The sequence below is a fragment of the Chryseobacterium sp. AG844 genome (assembly GCF_003182335.1).
Classification (GTDB): Bacteria; Bacteroidota; Bacteroidia; order Flavobacteriales; family Weeksellaceae; genus Chryseobacterium; species Chryseobacterium cupriresistens.
The window spans coordinates 337,325-352,058 of the sequence record NZ_QGTV01000001.1; the positions used below are offsets into that span (position 1 = coordinate 337,325).

Below are 14,734 nucleotides of genomic sequence, written 5' to 3' on the forward strand. Positions count from 1 at the left end.
ATATCGTCCTCATTAACTTCCAGCCTCCCGCTTCACACTTCCATCATATAAAAAATTTACCGTCAATAAATGAATCCATATCTTTGTATATGGATTTTTCTTTGCCTCTTCGTAAAATTATTCATGTGGATATGGATGCATTCTATGCTTCTGTGGAGCAACATGATAATCCCACACTGAAAGGCAAGCCCATCGCCGTAGGAGGACAACACCGTGGTGTAGTGGCAGCAGCAAGCTATGAAGCCAGAAAATTTGGTGTCCGATCTGCCATGCCCAGTAAAACAGCCAAAGAAAAATGTCCGCAGCTTATTTTTGTTCCTCCCCGCTTTGCCCGATACAAAGAAATCTCGAAAAAGATCCGGGAAATTTTCTATGAATATACGGATCTGGTAGAACCTCTGTCTCTGGATGAAGCTTATCTGGATGTCACCGAAAATAAAAAAGGAATGGAATCTGCCAACCTCATCGCCAAAGAAATCCGCCAGAAAATTTTTGAACAGACCGGATTAACAGCTTCTGCAGGAATTTCAGTGAATAAGTTTCTGGCTAAAGTTGCTTCTGACATCAATAAACCTAATGGCCAGAAAACCATTCATCCTGATAAAATGGAACAATTCCTGGAAGAATTGCCCGTAGAAAAATTTTATGGGGTTGGAAAGGTTACGGCTAACAAAATGTTTAGTTTAGGAATTTATAAAGGAAAAGATTTAAAAAAGAGATCACTAGAAGATCTGATAAGGCTTTTTGGAAAATCCGGCCAGCATTATTATAATGTGGTTCGCGGAATTCATACATCCGAAGTGAAGCCTCACCGGATTCAGAAAAGCGTAGCCGTGGAAAGAACTTTTTTTGAAGATCTTCTTGACGAGCAGCAGATCAATGAAAAGCTGGAAAGCCTGGCTGAAGAAATTCATCAGAGATTACAGAAAAATAATATTCTCGGAAGAACTTTAACATTAAAAATAAAATATAAAGATTTCTCTCTTTTTACAAGAAGCATTACGAAAGAGGATTATTTCTCTTCGCCGGAACAGTACTACAACACCGGAAAAAAACTATGGGAACTCCGGCCGTTTGATAAAGCTGTCCGGCTGCTCGGATTGTCTCTTTCCCAACTGAATACGGAAGAAAAGAAACAGGTTTCCGTTCAACTAAAAATCCCGTTTGAGGAATTTGAAAATGAATAGATCATATTTTTTTACTATCTTGTATCAATCAAATCAGCAAATTTATGAACCCAACCATGATTCAGTTTTTTCACTGGTATTCTGAAGGAGACGGAAAGTTGTGGAAAGAAGCCGAAAAACAGGCAAAATATCTGGCAAAACTTGGAATTACTTCTGTATGGTTCCCTCCAGCCTATAAAGGAACAAATGGCGGTTACTCGATTGGTTATGATGCCTATGATCTGTATGATCTCGGAGAATTTGACCAGAAGGGAACTATTCCTACCAAATACGGCACTAAAAACGATTATATAAAAGCTATCAAAGCCTTAAAGAAACAAAATATACAAGTCATTGTAGATATTGTTCTGGGACATAAAGCCGGAGGTGATGAGCTTGAAAAATTTAAAGTCGTAAAAGTAGATGAGGAAAACAGGGAAAAAGTGATTTCCGATGTCATCGAAATAGAATCTTATACTAAATTTACCTTTCCCGGAAGAGGAAAAAAATATTCTGATTTTGAATGGAACTTCACCTGCTTCAGCGGTGTAGATTATGCCGAGGGTATGGACTCTCATATCTTTAAAATCCAATCCGAATATGGAAATGACTGGGAGGAAATGATTGATGATGAAAAAGGAAATTATGATTACCTGATGTATAATGACATCGAACACCGGAATCCTTTTGTACGGGAAGAACTCAACCATTGGGCAAAGTGGTATTTTGACCAGACAGATTTTGACGGCGTGAGACTGGATGCTTTAAAGCACATTTCATTTGATTTCTATAAAGAATGGCTCACTCTGCTCCGCTCCAATTCCGGGAAAAACATTTTTGCTGTAGGCGAATACTGGGCTCCGGGATATCTTCATTTACTTCAAAAGTATATTGAAGTGACGGAAGGCTGCATGAGTCTTTTCGACAGTTCTTTGCAAAATAACTTTCATACAGCTTCCAGAGAAGGTGATTCTTATGATCTCCGAAGAATTTTTGATGAAACCCTTACCCAGGCAGATCCCCTACATTCGGTAAGTTTGGTAGCCAATCATGATACACAGCCTTTACAGGATCTTGAAGCTCCTGTAGAGCCATGGTTCAAGCCACTTGCCTATGCTCTTATTTTATTGAGAAAAGACGGTTATCCATGTGTTTTCTATCCTGATCTTTATGGTGCTCATTATACGGATAAGGACAGAGAGGGCAACGATCAGGAAATATTCATGCCTAAAATTGATGGAATTGAAGAATTATTAAAAGCCAGAAAAGAACACGCCTATGGTGAGCAGCATGATTATTTTGAGGATGCCAACTGTCTTGGATGGGTTCGTACAGGAGATGAAAAACATAGTGGATGTGCAGTCGTTTTAAGTAATAAAGATGCCTACAATAAGCCTATGGAAGTAGGAAAACTTTATGCCGGAAAAAAGTTTAAAGACCTGCTGAAAAGATTCGAAGAAAAAGTAATTATTGATGAAAACGGATGGGGAAATTTCCCTGTTCCCGCAGGAAATGTGAGTGTTTGGATTCCTGAATGAAATTAATTTAACGAGAAACCCCTTGTCAAGGTTTGGAACCTTGACAAGGGTCTTTAAGATTTAGCAGTAAATATATCTGCAATTCCAAACATCTATAGCCCATTCACAACAATACCCTTCTTCGTTGGAAGTACAGCATACTCTGTCTCTGTTGATATCTCCGGCTTTTAAACTCTTTAATTCCTGACGGTTCAGTTTTCTTACTTTGAAGTCTCTGTTTGTTTTCATAATTATTATTTTTTATGGTTTAGATAATAAATATACATTAAAAATTATAATTATGAATAAACATTTAATACTAACTACCTGATTTAGTATATACAATTTTCATTATTAAAGATAAATATTGAGAATATGATGAGCCACCCCGTCAAAAATTTTTCGAATTTTTGCCACCCCTCCAAAGGATGGGAATGTTTACATCTTCAGTTGGATTTCGGTTAAGATTAGAGATTTCCTAAAGTTGGATTTATTATTACATCTTTCGCAGTTCCAGGATTTCCGGTCTTTCTGAGGTGTCAGCTATTTTTCCGGTTCTGGCAAATTCTGCCCAAAGTGCCCGTAATTTTACACCATTTTCATGAATACGGCTCCAGGGAATATCTTTCAGCAGTTCGGAAGATTTCCAGGCTGCCTCGTTACCAAAAATCAATGGGAGATCTATACAATGTGGTGCTCCAATGTGATTATCTTTCAATTTTGAATAAATCCTGAAGAGATAGACATTTCCACCGGCTTCAGCCAGGTTCCTCGCAAACTGTCTTGCCGGATTTCCGTAGATAAGCGCAGTCGTTTTTTCAACTGTTTTATCCATGAGTTTTAAACCCAATCCTTTTCCGAAGTATTTATTCAAGGCCTCTGAAGTTTTAAGATAAAAAGCAGTTTCATCATTATTTAAGCCAATCAGAACATCATATTTCTGAGCGTTTTTTTTCCACATTTTCACAGATTCGTCTTCTTTACACAAAGGAAAATGTCCGTATTGAGTACCAAAAGGCATTGCTGCTTTCAAACCATATTTTATTACAGAGGGTACCAATACTTTATATTCGTCCATCATTTTTAAAACATCGGTTTCATCTTTCAATATTTCTGTTTTTTTCAGAAATTCTGCCGACATTTTTTGTCTTTTATGGCGTAATCCCAGGGGAGCACTCTGAATAATCACACGCTGGAATAAGCCCTCCACACCTTCTGATATCATTAAATGGGCAATAGCATCGCCTCCTGAAGACTGTCCGAGAAGGGTAATATTATTTTCATCGCCTCCCAGATCAGCTATATTGTTTTTGATCCACTTTAGTGCTTCGATGATATCCAACAGTCCTAAATTGGCAGGTCTTTTTTCATCTCCCCCTAAAAATCCAAATAATCCCAGACGATATGAAACACTCACAACGATAATATGCTGTTCTTTTACCCATTCGGCGGGATCGGCTGTAGCCAGATCTCCACAACCTATTTCATGAGAGCCTCCATGGATCCAGACCACCACAGGAAGTTTTTCATTTTTAGAAATTGTTTCAGGCCGGGTTATGGAAAGGTATTGGGTAGATTCATCTGCTTCAAAACTTTCAACAGGTGTCGCTCCGATCATTTTTTCTACAAGCGGACTTAAAGCCTGCGGGCACACCGGAGTTTTTTCCGGAGAAATAATGATTGAAGATAGAGAGGTTTCTACAGCGACTGGTTTTTTAAATCTTTCAGAATGGGCATAACGGATACTTCTGGCTCTGATAATTCCATTTTCTTTTAAGGCTAAAATTTTTCCGAAACGAGTCTCGAAAATAGTGGTATTCTGCTGATTGGGTGTCATCTTTACAAATGTGAAAACTTTTCTCTTTAAATTTAATTATTTAAACGCAAATATCACAAATGCAGGCACAAATATTCACAAACCATCATTGTGTTATTTGTGAAAAAAATTAGTGTTATTCGTGTTGAAAAAATCTAAACACAAATTCCACAAATGCAGGCACAAATATTCACAAACAATTATTGTGTTATTCGTGAAAAAATTAGTGTTATTAGTGTTAAAAGACTAGTTCAGGATTTTATATTCGCTGGGAGAAATCCCTACTTTGGTTTTAAAAAGTCTTGTAAAATGCTGTGGATATTTAAATCCTAAATCATAAGAAATTTCACTTATTGTTTTTGTCTGATCCAGAATCTGTTCTTTGGCTATATCAATCAGTTTATTGTGGATAAACTCCTGAGCTGAAATTCCCAGTTCTTTTTTGATCAGATCTCCGAAATAATTGGCAGATAAATTCAGCTTTTCTGCAAAATAATTGACCATTGGAAAACCTATATTTTGGGGATTTTCAGATTTTAAATAATCATCCACCAGATTTTCAAATTTCCCGATGACTCCCTGGTTGATGTGATCTCTTGTAATAAACTGGCGGTCATAAAAACGCATGCAGTAGTTCAGAAAGAGTTCAATATTATTAACAATTAAAGATTTACTATGCTTATCAATAGCTTGTTCCAGCTCCAGTTTAATATTTTTAAAGCAATCCAGCACTACTTCCCTTTCTTTTTCTGAGAGATGAAGCGCTTCATGCACATCATAAGAGAAGAAGGAATAGTCTTTCATATTCTTCCCTAAGTTGGTTCCTTTAATTAAATCCGGATGAAAAATAAGGGCAAAACCTGCGGGCTGGATAAATCTGTCATTATTATAAATTCCATACGTCTGTCCGGGAGCAATAAAAACTAAAGTTCCTTCCTGATAATCGTAGCTGTGTTTCCCATACTGCATATCTCCGCACATTACATCTTTCAGAAAAACGGTATAAAACCCGAATTTTCTTTGGTGCTGGCAGATAGGATCAGATTTGGAAAAATCAATAATACTCACCAGCGGATGCAGGGTTTCATGATTGGCCATTTTATTGTATTCCGAAACACTGTTGTAAATTTCAACCTTCTGATTTTCCATGAAGTACATTTTTATTACTATTCAAAATTACCACTTTCATTTGTAACTGAAATGGTGCCAGTAAAATTGGTAAGTAATTCGGTAATCTGTATAAGTTTTGTTTACAGGAAAGTTTCGACTTTTGTATCGTTATAGAAAGTTTTAATACGGACATTCCTCAAAAAGGGAAAAGCTTTTCCGGATTAGTTCTCTTAAGGAACAGCATAGGTTCATATTGAATATCATAATTTATAACATTTATAACCCTAAATAAACTAAATATAAAAATGAGTACAATCACAGTAAAAGCTTATGGTGCAGAGTCTACCACGGCAGATCTGAAAGAAATGAATATTGAAAGAAGAGAAGTCACCTCAAAAGATGTAGAAATTGAAATTCTATACTGCGGGGTATGCCACTCTGACCTTCATACAGCCAGAAACGACTGGGGCGGATCTTTATATCCTGTAGTTCCGGGGCATGAAATTGTAGGAAGAATTACCAAAGTAGGAAGTGAGGTTTCTAAATTTAAAGCGGGAGATCTGGCAGCAGTAGGATGCATGGTGGATTCATGCGGACATTGCGACAGTTGTCAGCACGATCTGGAGCAATACTGCCAGAATGGATTTACAGGGACTTATAACGGAAAAGATAAGCATCTTGGAGGTCATACTTTTGGAGGATATTCTCAAAAAGTAGTTGTTGATGAACATTTTGTTTTAAGTGTTCCTGAAAACTTAGATCTGGCAGCAGTAGCACCCCTTCTGTGCGCAGGGATTACCACATGGTCACCGTTAAGACACTGGAACGCTGGTCCGGGTTCAAAAGTAGCCGTTGTAGGATTAGGCGGTTTAGGTCATATGGCTATTAAACTAGCAAAAGGACTGGGAGCAGAAGTTACTTTATTCTCAAGAACTCCGGGAAAAACGGATGATGCGAAACAGCTTGGAGCAGATCACGTAGTAATCTCTACGGATGATTCCCAAATGGATGCTGTAAAAGGTAAATTTGACCTTATCATCGATACGGTACCTTACGAACATGACATCAATCCTTATATGCAGACTCTTTCTCTGAACGGAACTCTGGTTCTTGTAGGATTCGTTGGTGAATTCCAGGAAACGCAGGTAAGTACAAGACCTATGATCTTCCAACGCCGTTCTGTAGCAGGATCTTTGATCGGAGGTATTGCAGAAACCCAGGAACTGTTAGATTTCTGTGGAAAACATAATATCGTATCTGATATCGAGCTGATTAAAATGCAGGATATCAACAATGCATATGAAAGAATGCTTAAAAGCGATGTAAAATACCGTTTCGTGATTGATATGCAGTCTTTATAATTCTTTGATAGAATAGTAACAGAAACAGGCTCTTCGGATTGAAGAGCCTGTTTTTATTTTTTAAGATTCTGGCTGAAAGCATTCTGATCCTGATTCGTTATATATCTGTTTCCTTCAGCACATTTATTATCATTTCTTTCCATATCCTGAAATGCCCAGGCTGCCATGGCATCAATCACGGGGGCCAGTTCATTCCCTGCGTCACTTAGTTTATACGTCACATGAGGCGGTACTACAGGTTTTGCTGTTCTGATAATGAGTCCGTCGGTTTCAAGCTGTTTCAAATGCTGGATGAGCATTTTTTCTGTTACGGCCGGAATTGCTTTTTTCAATTCACTGTATCTTTTTTCTCCTGTGGAAAGATTGAACAGGATAATAGGTTTCCAGAATCCACCGATTCTTTCCATAACATACATTACAGGACAATCCTGTACCGTCTTTCTGTTTTCCTGGATAGTTGAACTTTCTTTGATGGCTGTCATAATTACATACTTTAGGGTAAGTACTTGTATAAAAGTAAGTACAAATATAACTTTGTTCTCAGAAATAAAAAAATATTCACATATGAAAATTGTAATCACAGGATCACTAGGAAATGTAGCTAAGCCATTAGCCCAACAGTTAATTGCAGAAGGGCACGATATTACAGTAGTAAGCAGCAGCGAGGCAAGAAAACAGGATATTGAATCGATGGGTGCCACGCCAGCCATAGGATCTATCACAGATGTTAACTTTTTAACTCAGACTTTTGAAGGGGCTGATGCGGTTTTTGTAATGACTCCTCCGGCTATCAGCCCTGATAAAATTGTAGAAAATACTACCAATGCAGGGAAAAATTATGCGGAAGCTTTAAAAAAAGCTAATGTAAAAAGAGCTGTAATGTTAAGCAGTGTAGGCGCTGAATCTCCGGTAGAAAACGGCCCGATTGCAGGTCTTCACAATATTGAAAAAATATATAATGAAGCAGAGAACACTTCTTTTACTTTTTTAAGAGCCGGATACTTTTATAATAACTTTTTCAATGATATTCCTTTGATTCAAAATGCAGGAATCATTGGAGCAAATTATCCTGCAAGTATTGAAGTACCGGTTGTACATCCAACTGATATTGCGAAAGCTGCTGCCAAAGAACTGGTAAACGACGGAAATACCAATACGATCAGATATATTGTAAGCGATATAAGAAAAGCCTCTGATTTTGCTAAAGTTTTGGGTTCTGCTGTTAATAAGCCGGAACTTCCATGGGTAGAGTTCTCTGATGAAGATTCTTTAAACGGAATGCTGCAGGCCGGACTCCCTGAAGATATGGCCAAGCTATATGTTGAAATGGGAAGAGGAATAAGAACCGGTGTTGTACAGAAAGATTTTATTGATCATGGTTCCCCGGTTACAGGAAGTGTTAAATTAGAAGATTTTGCAAAGGAGTTTGCTTCTCAATTTTAATTTCTTTTGTCTTTTTAAAGACTAATAAAATTAGTTTCGGCGCACCTTTGGTGCGCCGAAACTGTTTTTTTACTATTATATTTTAAGCCTTAAGAATTATTTCTTCTCTTTCAGGGCTTCTTTTAGAACTTTTAATTTTCCATCAATAGGCTGATCGATTTTTAATCCTAAAACCTCAGCCACCAAAGGATAAACATTGATGTTCGCAAATTCATCAATCACCAGATTGTTTTTAAATTCTGGTCCCCAGGCAAAGAAAGTAGCTTTCATTTCCGGTACCACTTTAGGGTTATAGCCGTGTTTTCCAACAGATGTTTTCTTACCTTTCTCCAGGAAAATCTTTGGTGCTTTCGGAATCAGAAGAATCTGTCCTATTCTGTTGTACTGGTCATCCCTTGTAGCGAAATGCAGGTATCTGGGAAGCTTTTTATCCAGATATACTTCGTAGTCGTCTGTTTTATTGGCTTTCAGTTGTTTATAAACTGCTTTTACCTCATCAGGGTTTTTAACGTAGACTCTTAGTAAAGTCTGGGAATTATAAAAATCAAATCTGTTTTTATCAAAAAGAAGAGCAGGAATTTCCAAAGGTGTACCGCCGTCTACTTTAATCATCCCGTGATCGGAAACAAAAACAAAGTTGACATTTTTCAATCCTAATCCATTTACTTTCTGAACAAGATCACCAATAGCCTGATCTATCAGATGAACAGCTATTTCCGTTTCTTTCGCATCAGGACCAAAATGATGCCCGCTCCCATCTACTTCCGGGAAGTACAATGAAATAAAATGAGGTCTTTTATCTTCAGGCAGTTTCAGCCAGTTTACCACTTTTTCTACCTTTTCGGAAGGTGTGAACTTTTCGTGATATGGATAATAATAAGTGGGTCTCATCCCTCCTGCATCGCTGGCAGATCCTACCCACATTAAAGAGGCCGACACCATTCCCTGTTTTTCAGCAAGCCCCCAAAGCGGAGTTCCTCCATACCAGCTTCCGTCCTCAGCATTTTTCTTATTGCTCATCGCATATCCTTCTTTTCTCTTATAATCATAGAAAAAATTATCAATCAGGCCATGATGGGAAGGATAAAGCCCTGTGATAAGACTCCAGTGGTTGGGGAAAGTAATACTTGGATAGCTTGGAATCATTGCTTCAGCCTTTACACCGCCATTAGCCAGTTTTAAAAGATTTTCAGCATTATATTTCTTAGCATAATCATAACGGAAACCATCCGTTGATATCATAATCACATAAGGTTTCGACTGTGCTTCAGTACTGTTTTGTCTTCCTGGTATTACAACCTGGGCAGTATCAATATTGGCCTGCTGGGCAAAAGCCGTAAAGGAAATGAGCAGCAGTAAAAAATGGATTCCTCGCTTCATTATTTTAAAAATTTTCGGCAAAGTTACATCCTATCCTTCTCCCTGAAAAGTTTAAGAGATTAAAAGTATATTAAAACCTCTTATTTTGTTTGAATCAAAATTAATCGCTGTTAAATAGACCTTTTCATTTCAAATTGTGACAGCCAGTTGTTCAGTCCTATTTTTTCGCTAAGAAACTTATCTGTACTTTCTGAAGAATCATCCACATTGTTTAACGCTATCGCCTGCCCGTTATTTTTTTCTCTGATAGCATTAAAGAGCTTTGTACCAATTCCCTTATTTCTGTAATTCTTATCTACAGCAAACTGATATACTTTTTTCGATGCAGGACCATAAACAATATATCCGACGAGCTTTTCCCTTTCATAAGCACCTAAAGTCACATAATTTTCAGGCATCGGTTCCAATACGAAAACTGATCCCTGCCATGAAGGTTCAATATCCCAGAATGAACATAACAACTCCCATTGAAATTCTTTCAAATCCTTAATAGAAACCTCAGCATTTTCTTTTCCCTGCTGAATACTTCCGTTGAAGCAAAGTAATCTTCGTACAATCGTAAACCCGAGATTTTCATAAGCTCTGATGGCAGGCTGATTTCCTTCAATCACTTCAAGCAATAAGGTATTGGCATTTCTATCCTTTAAAACAGGAATGATAAAATCATACATTTTTCTCACCAATCCCTTGCCTCTGCTTTCCGGAACTACTCCTGTACCGCCATTGTAAATAATTTTCTCCCCGTTTTCAATTTTTTCAGACTGAAGGATAAAGGCAACCAGTTTCCCCTCTTCAAATGCTCCGGCAGACAAACTCAGATCTAATTTTTCTGCTGCAATTTTTGAAACAAGCACTTCTTTTGTCAAGTGAAAAGGAACAACATAATCAGAAAATGAGTAATTGAATACTGATAAAAGTTCATCTATTGTGATATCAGCTAAGGTTTTGAATTCCATAGGATCGTAAAAATTATAAGGTCAAAAAATTTTCCTTTATTAAGAATCAGGATACATACAAATATAAGAATTTTAAAGCAATCACCCTGAAATTGGGACTTTAAGAAAAAATGATACCCCTGAAAAATCAGAGGTATCTGTTTAAAAAATATTGAGGTGTGTTTTTTCTGAAAAATTATTCTTTGATCAGTTTTTCATAAGATGTACTTCCGTCTTTAAGCTGAATTTCAAGATAGTAACTTCCTGATTTCAGATTTTCAATACTGATGCTTTCTCCATCTGGTTTTACTGACAATACTTTTCTGCCTGTTGCTTCGTAGATATCAACGGATTTTATTTTGTCAGAATTTTTGAAATTAACGGTTGATTTTGCCGGATTAGGATATAGATTTACCTTTTTGCTATCAGCTGTAATTTCATTGGTGGATAAAGTGGCAGCTGTCATCGTCAATGTTGCATATCCTCGTCCTGCATCATGATATCCTAAAGAAGTTCCTCCACTTTTACGAGCATAGAAAATATTGATGGTTCCCGCAGCATTGGCAATGGCAAAATCTCCTGTTCCACCTGTAAGTGACCTTGTTGCCACTACAGTTCTTGTAGATCCGGATACGGTGTTCGAAGTTTCTGTCCAGTCCTGAGATGCATCGGCCGAGGGTGCATTAGGAACATTATTGAACGAATAGTCTCTATTGGCAGAAGAGTTATAAATAAATCCGTCTGATCCCGCAGCCATCCCGGTAGTTCCAAAACCTATTCCCATCATAGAGTTGCTGTCACCTGTTACCGTAATCGTTACTCCTGAAGGAGTTGTATCTAATTTCACCGTCATGGAAGTTGCCGGTAAGTTTACCGTTCCTGACGAAAACTGTGCCAATGCGAAATTGGCAAGTAGTACGCTTAGCGCTAGTAGAGTTTTTTTCATATCAATTTTTTAAAAGATTAATAATTTCCTTGTTATTGGTTTGTAATGCATATTCGAAAGGGGTCATTCCCATTGAATCTTTCTTTGTTTTATCTGCTTTATACTTCAGCAGCTGTTCTACCAGATCTTTATTTCCGGATTTTACAGCCCAGAATAAAGGGGTGTATCCTGTTTCATCTGCAATATTGGGATCTGCTTTTTTCTTAAGCAGATGTTCTACAAGGTCTTTGTTGTATTTAATCGCAAGACCTGCCAATGCCGTTCCTTCACGGCTTTTGTAATTGACATCTTTTACATTTTCAATCAGAAAATCGGCAACGTCTGTATTTCCTCTGTAACAGGCCAGAATAAGGGGTGAAAATCCGTGTTCATTGGTTTGATTGATCACATCCGGATTTTGTTTCATCAGTTCCTGTACTTCAGCAACCGTTCCGCTTCTGGCAATATCAAATATTGATTTCGCTTTTTCCTGAGCAGATAACAATGAACTCAGGAACAGTCCCAATACTAAGATTATATTTCTCATTGTTTTACCATTACATAGTTATATTCGATGTTGACATTTTCAGCCACTTTCTTGGTTACCATTTTTGGAATGGTCACTTTATAATCTACCGGTCTGGCTACAAATCCACCCTGCATATAGATTTTGCCGTCTTTTGCGTATAATGTGGCAGAAGAAGTAACAGCCTTGTCTACCCCATGGAAGTTTAGCGTTCCCTGAACGGTATATTTCTGAGGACTTGTGGTAAGTTTTGTTTTATCAAAGTTGACAATTTTCCCTTTGAAAGTAGTTTTCGGATATTTTGCAGATTCAGCGTAGCTTTCATTGAAATGCTCTTCCATTAATTTTGTTTTAAAATGAAAGTTTTTAACGGTTGAAACAGATGCCATTTCACCGTTATCTGCATTCAGAATCACAATATTATTATCATCCTGGGCAAAGATATCGTCAAACAGAGGTACTGATGCTTCAAAAGTTACTTTTCCTGTTTTGGAGCTATATTTCTGTGCCGAAGCGTATCCCGCAGAGAGAAGTAATACGCTTAATAATGCTAATTTTTTCATAATCATTTATTTTAATTTTCATTTAATCCGTCAGCTTTCCATTTGATGAAAATATTGATCTGAGCGGCAGATAATGATCCTCCCTGAGGCATTTTCCCGGGATCGCCATTAGGTCTTTGGATACGGTCCAGAATTCCGTCTATATTATTCTTTACCTGATCATAAGTAACGAGAGGTTTAAAACTTCCCGCAGAATGACAGCCTATACAGCTGTTATCCACAATTGGTTTTACATCTGCTGTATATTTTACAGGTGCTGTGATGGGTGTATTATCAGAAATCTCTTCGTAAGTTCTGCTGTCACAAGCCGTTAGTATGATTGCTGACGACAATATCAATAAGGATGTTAGCTTTTTCATATTAAAAAACTCTGTAAAGATTAAACCCAAAGAAAATATGTCCCTTTCCCCATGCTCCTGTGGCATTGGTAAGATATCCGATATCAGAATTAATCTGGGAGTTTGTCAGTAAAAGCTGGAACACATGTCCTCCGGTTTCTATATCTACGCCCAACGATAAAGGGTTTTTATAAAAACTGTGATCGTCAAAATTCACAAAGTATTCTGCATTCACAGAAACTCGTTTTGAAATTTTATAGCGTCCTCCCAAACCTGCCAGAAACTGGTTTTTGTTTTCAATGGTAGGTTCGTAAAGGTTTTTATGAACAAATGAAGGCGTAAGCTGTACTGAAAGCTTATCACTGAATCTTCTTGAGATCAATGCCTGGGTAAGATAAGAAAGCCTGTCACTGAATGTAAGGTGAGGATAAGTGTCCTTATCCAGTTCAGTATTGGCTCCCATTACGTTATACCCCACAATATCCACCGGGAAGTTTTCACTTTGTTTTATCAATCTGTATTTCACTGCTCCTTCAAATGTTTTCATATTGGTTTCTCTGGAAAGGCTTACAGATATTGCGTCTGAAATACCATAGATAACACCTAATTTGGTGGAAGCATGATCAAGACCGAAAAAGTCTTTAAATCCAGCGCTTATATCACCAAATCTATGGGCAACGATAATGTACCATTCTTTTTTGGCTGCAAGTTTTGTAGATTGTCCTGTTACAATCTGAAGGGCTTTGAAAGCAGGTTGTGAGGTTTCTGTATTGGTTTTAACCGTGTCAATATCTTTCAGCAGGTCTTCCTGTGCAAAGACAAGACCTGAAGAAAACATTGACAAAAATAAGAGAGTTTTTGTCATATACAATTTGAATTAAATTATGATATGACAAACTTATTGAGTTCTCAATTCAAAAATAGGTGATAAAAGTCACCAGTCAAATTGTTTTTATCAATAATAGAAATAAACTTTTCAAACAATTGAAATTAGACCGTTCTAACATTTTCATTTACAGGAACTTTTATTCCTTCTTTGGTCTGCATAATTTCACCTTCGCTTTCAATTTTTTTCAAAACTCTGCTTACCACTTCTCTTGAAGTCCCCAAACTGTTGGCAATTTCACGATGGGTAATCTTAATAGGGTTGTTTCCTGTGGATACAATCTGTTGTTTAATATAGTTCAGAACCCTCTTATCCAGTCTGTGAAAAACAGCATCGTTCACCATATTCATCACTTCTGAAAATCTCCGGTCATATTCATGGTAAAAGAGCTTATTAATTTCAGGAAACCTTATAAGCCATTCGTGCATGACAGAAACGGGAATAAGAATCGCTTGCGAATCTTCTTCTGCGATGGCATATACCCTGCTGATATAATCTGTCAGAATGGATGAAAAGGTCATGAGACAGCTATCTTTCGGTTTGATATAATAGTAGATCAGTTCTCTTCCGTCATTTAAGGTAAAGACTTTGATAGAGCCTTTTATGAGGAAAGGAACAAATTTATTCTTCTGTCCTTCTCTTATGATCTCTGTTTTTGCTTTTATATCAACAGCAACAGCATGTTTTTCAAGCTCCGATAAAAATTCGGCACCCAAAAAGCCAAATTTACTTACAGCGAACGAGTTATCAATCATATCTTATATTTTC

At 37.3% G+C, this 14,734-nt stretch carries 16 protein-coding genes; 4 read left to right on the forward strand and 12 right to left on the reverse strand.

Translation table 11 applies throughout. The features are described from left to right. The first annotated feature begins 89 nt into the window (after positions 1-89). Positions 90-1,187, forward strand: a complete 1,098-nt coding sequence (dinB, locus tag DEU40_RS01440) for a DNA polymerase IV (RefSeq protein ID WP_110008199.1) — start codon at positions 90-92, stop codon at positions 1,185-1,187. Between the two features lie 44 nt (positions 1,188-1,231). Then, positions 1,232-2,704 carry an alpha-amylase gene (locus DEU40_RS01445; RefSeq protein WP_110008200.1) on the forward strand — a complete coding sequence of 491 codons (1,473 nt, stop codon included), beginning with the start codon at positions 1,232-1,234 and terminating at the stop codon, positions 2,702-2,704. A gap of 60 nt (positions 2,705-2,764) precedes the next feature. On the opposite strand, the gene DEU40_RS22285 is transcribed toward DEU40_RS01445, so the two are convergent. The 3 genes from DEU40_RS22285 to DEU40_RS01455 all read right to left on the reverse strand — a co-directional run bounded on the left by DEU40_RS22285 (position 2,765) and on the right by DEU40_RS01455 (position 5,648). Further along, entirely contained in the window at positions 2,765-2,932 is a 168-nt protein-coding gene (locus DEU40_RS22285) for a hypothetical protein (protein WP_171006304.1), read from the reverse strand. Positions 2,933-3,179: 247 nt separating this feature from the next. Further along, complete coding sequence (locus tag DEU40_RS01450; RefSeq protein ID WP_181397921.1) at positions 3,180-4,520, reverse strand: carboxylesterase family protein; 1,341 nt, start codon at positions 4,518-4,520, stop codon at positions 3,180-3,182. Between the two features lie 225 nt (positions 4,521-4,745). Further along, positions 4,746-5,648: a helix-turn-helix domain-containing protein gene (locus DEU40_RS01455; RefSeq protein WP_110008201.1), complete on the reverse strand. Its 903-nt coding sequence runs from the start codon at positions 5,646-5,648 to the stop codon at positions 4,746-4,748. 266 nt (positions 5,649-5,914) lie between these two features. On the opposite strand from DEU40_RS01455, the gene DEU40_RS01460 reads away from it, so the two are divergent. Then, complete coding sequence (locus DEU40_RS01460) at positions 5,915-6,970, forward strand: NAD(P)-dependent alcohol dehydrogenase (protein ID WP_110008202.1); 1,056 nt, start codon at positions 5,915-5,917, stop codon at positions 6,968-6,970. Between the two features lie 53 nt (positions 6,971-7,023). Here the strand turns inward: DEU40_RS01460 and DEU40_RS01465 are convergent, their stop codons facing one another. Beyond that, on the reverse strand, positions 7,024-7,452 hold the full coding sequence (locus tag DEU40_RS01465) for a winged helix-turn-helix transcriptional regulator (RefSeq protein WP_110008203.1): 429 nt from the start codon (positions 7,450-7,452) through the stop codon (positions 7,024-7,026). Between the two features lie 82 nt (positions 7,453-7,534). Here DEU40_RS01465 and DEU40_RS01470 point away from each other — a divergent pair, with 82 nt between their 5' ends. Continuing rightward, positions 7,535-8,413, forward strand: a complete 879-nt coding sequence (locus tag DEU40_RS01470) for an NAD(P)H-binding protein (protein WP_110008204.1) — start codon at positions 7,535-7,537, stop codon at positions 8,411-8,413. A 96-nt stretch (positions 8,414-8,509) separates the two neighbouring features. On the opposite strand, the gene DEU40_RS01475 is transcribed toward DEU40_RS01470, so the two are convergent. The 8 genes from DEU40_RS01475 to DEU40_RS01510 form a co-directional block, all read right to left on the reverse strand. After that, positions 8,510-9,793, reverse strand: a complete 1,284-nt coding sequence (locus tag DEU40_RS01475; protein WP_110008205.1) for an ectonucleotide pyrophosphatase/phosphodiesterase — start codon at positions 9,791-9,793, stop codon at positions 8,510-8,512. 110 nt (positions 9,794-9,903) lie between these two features. Continuing rightward, positions 9,904-10,749 (reverse strand): GNAT family N-acetyltransferase, encoded by an 846-nt coding sequence (locus tag DEU40_RS01480; RefSeq protein WP_110008206.1) that lies wholly within the window; start codon positions 10,747-10,749, stop codon positions 9,904-9,906. A 175-nt stretch (positions 10,750-10,924) separates the two neighbouring features. Further along, on the reverse strand, positions 10,925-11,674 hold the full coding sequence (locus tag DEU40_RS01485) for a DOMON domain-containing protein (RefSeq protein ID WP_110008207.1): 750 nt from the start codon (positions 11,672-11,674) through the stop codon (positions 10,925-10,927). Between the two features lies 1 nt (position 11,675). Then, positions 11,676-12,200: an ankyrin repeat domain-containing protein gene (locus DEU40_RS01490; RefSeq protein ID WP_110008208.1), complete on the reverse strand. Its 525-nt coding sequence runs from the start codon at positions 12,198-12,200 to the stop codon at positions 11,676-11,678. Then, the gene (locus DEU40_RS01495; RefSeq protein WP_110008322.1) at positions 12,197-12,742 is read right to left on the reverse strand and encodes a YceI family protein; all 546 of its coding nucleotides are present in this window, start codon (positions 12,740-12,742) and stop codon (positions 12,197-12,199) included. Before DEU40_RS01495 ends, DEU40_RS01490 begins: the two co-directional genes overlap by 4 nt. Before the next feature lie 11 nt (positions 12,743-12,753). Further along, a complete protein-coding gene (locus DEU40_RS01500) occupies positions 12,754-13,101 on the reverse strand; it encodes a hypothetical protein (RefSeq protein ID WP_228406421.1) in 348 nt (115 codons plus the stop codon). 1 nt (position 13,102) lies between these two features. Next, a complete protein-coding gene (locus tag DEU40_RS01505) occupies positions 13,103-13,945 on the reverse strand; it encodes a DUF5777 family beta-barrel protein (RefSeq protein WP_110008210.1) in 843 nt (280 codons plus the stop codon). 125 nt (positions 13,946-14,070) lie between these two features. Beyond that, positions 14,071-14,721: a Crp/Fnr family transcriptional regulator gene (locus DEU40_RS01510; RefSeq protein ID WP_110008211.1), complete on the reverse strand. Its 651-nt coding sequence runs from the start codon at positions 14,719-14,721 to the stop codon at positions 14,071-14,073. Positions 14,722-14,734 lie beyond the last annotated feature (13 nt).